Here is an 802-nt window from a genome sequence, read left to right on the forward strand (position 1 = left end):
TTGGTGCCGGTGATGGTCACCACCACGGTGCTGCTGGCGGGCGCGCCATGCTCGTCGGTCATGTTGTAGCTGAGCGTCACGTGCTCGACCACGCCTTGCGCCAGGTGGTCGAAATCGGTCCCCGGGTTGAACTGCAGCTGGTTGCCGACCACGCTGGCGCTGCCCTGGCCAATCGGCGCGCTGGCGCTGACCAAGGTAAACAGGTGGCCGTCATCGATGTCGGTGTCATTGGCCAGCACGTTGAGGGTCAGGGTCTGGTTCTCCGTGCCGGCGGCCACATCGGCCACCGCCACCGGTGCGTCATTGGTGCCGGTGATCGTCACATCCACCGTGGAACTCGAGAGCGCCCCGTACTGGTCCTGCATCTGGTAATTGAGCGTCACGTGCTCGACCACGCCCTGCGCCAGATGATCAAAATCGGCCCCCGGGTTGAACTGCAGCTGGTTGCCCGCAACGCTGGCGCTGCCCTGGCCGATCGGCGCGCTGGCGCTGACCAAGGTGAACGCGTGGCCGTCGTCGACATCGGTGTCGTTGGCCAGCACGTCAATCATGAGGGTCTGGTTTTCTGTACCGGCGGCCACATCGGCCACCGCCACCGGCGCATCGTTGGTGCCGGTGATGGTCACATCCACGCTGCTGGTCGAGAGTGCCCCGTACTGGTCCTGCATCTGGTAGCTGAGCGTCACGTGCTCGACCACGCCTTGCGCCAGGTGGTCGAAGTCGGCCCCCGGGTTGAACACCAGCTGGTTGCCGACCACGCTGGCCGTGCCCTTGTTTGCCGGCGCACTGACCGAGTTCAGCG

At 65.5% G+C, this 802-nt stretch carries 1 protein-coding gene; it reads right to left on the reverse strand.

Going from position 1 to position 802, the window contains the following annotated elements; all coding sequences use genetic code 11:
• A partial coding sequence (locus tag AC07VR_RS31610; protein ID WP_495013644.1) for an Ig-like domain-containing protein occupies positions 1-802 on the reverse strand: 802 nt, incomplete at both ends.

The organism is Pseudomonas sp. GW821-FHT02H09, assembly GCF_059421425.1.